This window comes from Pseudomonas sp. FW300-N1A1 (assembly GCF_058789115.1).
The window spans coordinates 1-1,926 of the sequence record NZ_JBYTBK010000082.1 but is presented as its reverse complement, the minus strand read 5'-3'; the positions used below and the strand labels follow the sequence as shown (position 1 = coordinate 1,926).

2 protein-coding genes are annotated in these 1,926 nt (G+C 59.9%); both read left to right on the top strand.

The annotated features are described in order from the left end of the window. Positions 1-271: 271 nt before the first annotated feature. Positions 272-1,231 (top strand): tRNA dihydrouridine synthase, encoded by a 960-nt coding sequence (locus tag AC3WQN_RS25375; protein WP_095083004.1) that lies wholly within the window; start codon positions 272-274, stop codon positions 1,229-1,231. Positions 1,232-1,360: 129 nt separating this feature from the next. Further along, a complete protein-coding gene (locus tag AC3WQN_RS25370; RefSeq protein ID WP_103402416.1) occupies positions 1,361-1,807 on the top strand; it encodes an Hsp20 family protein in 447 nt (148 codons plus the stop codon). The last annotated feature ends 119 nt before the right edge of the window (positions 1,808-1,926 follow it).

Below are 1,926 nucleotides of genomic sequence, written 5' to 3'. Positions count from 1 at the left end.
TGCTGTATGCGTAGCCGGTGAGCACGGTGCCGTTGACCGTGGTTTTGGCTCCGACGGTGATGTGATAGCGCCTCATGTCAAACAAGTCCTAGTGTGATGGGTAGGGACGAGCACGCTAGGCGAGGCGGTGCAGGGAGATAAATCAGACGTTTCCTTGAGTGGTGTAGGGTTGCTCTGTATTCAGATGCCTGAAGCAACCGTCCACCGGTACGACATGCCCCGATCGATGAAACCCGGTAAACTGCCGCACGTTTTTCGTTGAGTGTTTTCCATGCAAATTGCTTTGGCGCCCATGGAGGGGTTGGTCGACAACATCCTGCGGGACGTGCTGACCCGTGTTGGCGGTATCGATTGGTGCGTGACCGAGTTCATCCGGATCAACGATCAGCTGCTGACGCCGGCCTATTTCCACAAGTTCGGCCCTGAACTGTTGCACGGTGCCAAGACCGCTGCCGGCGTGCCGTTGCGCGTGCAGCTGCTGGGTTCCGACCCGGTGTGCCTGGCGGAAAACGCGGCGCTGGCGTGCGAGCTGGGGTCCGAGGTGATCGACCTGAACTTCGGTTGCCCGGCCAAGACCGTCAACAAGTCCCGTGGCGGCGCGGTGTTGCTCAAGGAGCCGGAGTTGCTCAACCGGATCGTCGAACACGTTCGCCGCGCGGTCCCCGCGCACATTCCGGTGACCGCCAAGATGCGCCTGGGCTTTGACAGCCCGGACGGTTCGCTGGTGTGCGCCACGGCCCTGGCCGAAGGTGGCGCCGAGCACATCGTGGTGCACGCCCGGACCAAGACGGATGGCTACAAGCCGCCGGCGCACTGGGAGTGGATCCCGCGGGTGCAGGACGTGGTCAAGGTGCCGGTGTTCGCCAACGGCGATATCTGGAGCGTGGACGACTGGCGTCGCTGCCGGGAAATCAGCGGAGTGGAAGACATCATGCTCGGTCGCGGCCTGGTGTCGCGCCCTGACCTGGCCCGGCAGATCGCTGCCGCACGGGCCGGTGAAGAGGTGGTCGAGATGACTTGGGCCGAGTTGCTGCCGCTGATCCAGGCGTTCTGGCTACAGGCCAAGGCGCAAATGACGCCACGGCAATCGCCGGGTCGCTTGAAGCAGTGGCTGGCGATGCTGACCCGCAATTATCCCGAGGCAGTGGAGCTGTTTACCCTCATGCGTCGTGAGACTGAGCTGGATCAGGTTTCGCGTTTGCTCGGTTTGCAGGTCGCTGAAGCGGCCTGAACTTTTTTATAAAAAAACAGCAAAAAATCTCTTGAAATGCAATCAGCGGTCCCTATCTAAGGGTTACGCGATGCCGAATTCGGGTCGCGGAGACAAAACCTTGCTGATTGTTTTCAGGAGATTTTAATCATGAGTACCGCATTTTCCCTGGCTCCACTGTTCCGTTCTTCGGTTGGTTTCGATCGTTTCAACGATCTGTTCGAGTCTGCGCTGCGCAATGAGCCCGGCAGCAGCTACCCACCTTACAACGTTGAAAAACACGGCGACGACCAATACCGCATCGTCATCGCGGCCGCGGGCTTCCAGGAAGAAGACCTGGACCTGCAAGTCGAAAAAGGCGTGTTGACCATCAGTGGCGGCAAACGTGACGCCAACGAAGGCGTGACCTATCTGCATCAAGGCATCGCCCAGCGTGCGTTCAAGCTGTCGTTCCGGCTGGCCGATCACATCGAGATCAAGGCCGCTGACCTGCGTAACGGCCTGCTGAGCATCGACCTGCTGCGCGTGGTGCCGGAAGAGGCGAAAGCCAAACGCATCCCGATCAACGGGACGCAACAAGCGGCTTTGCAACACTAAGGTCACCGCAGTGAAGAAGGGCGCCATCGGCTAATGCCGATTAGTTAAGCCAAAGACCAGCCGAACATAGTACCCGTGGCGAGGGAGCTTGCTCCCGCTGGGCTGCGTAGCAGCCCCAA

Bases quoted from the DNA above. Each gene is read 5' to 3' on its own strand.
- AC3WQN_RS25370 (WP_103402416.1), top strand. From the start codon at position 1,361: ATGAGTACCGCATTTTCCCTGGCTCCACTGTTCCGTTCTTCGGTTGGT.
- AC3WQN_RS25375 (WP_095083004.1), top strand. From the start codon at position 272: ATGCAAATTGCTTTGGCGCCCATGGAGGGGTTGGTCGACAACATCCTG.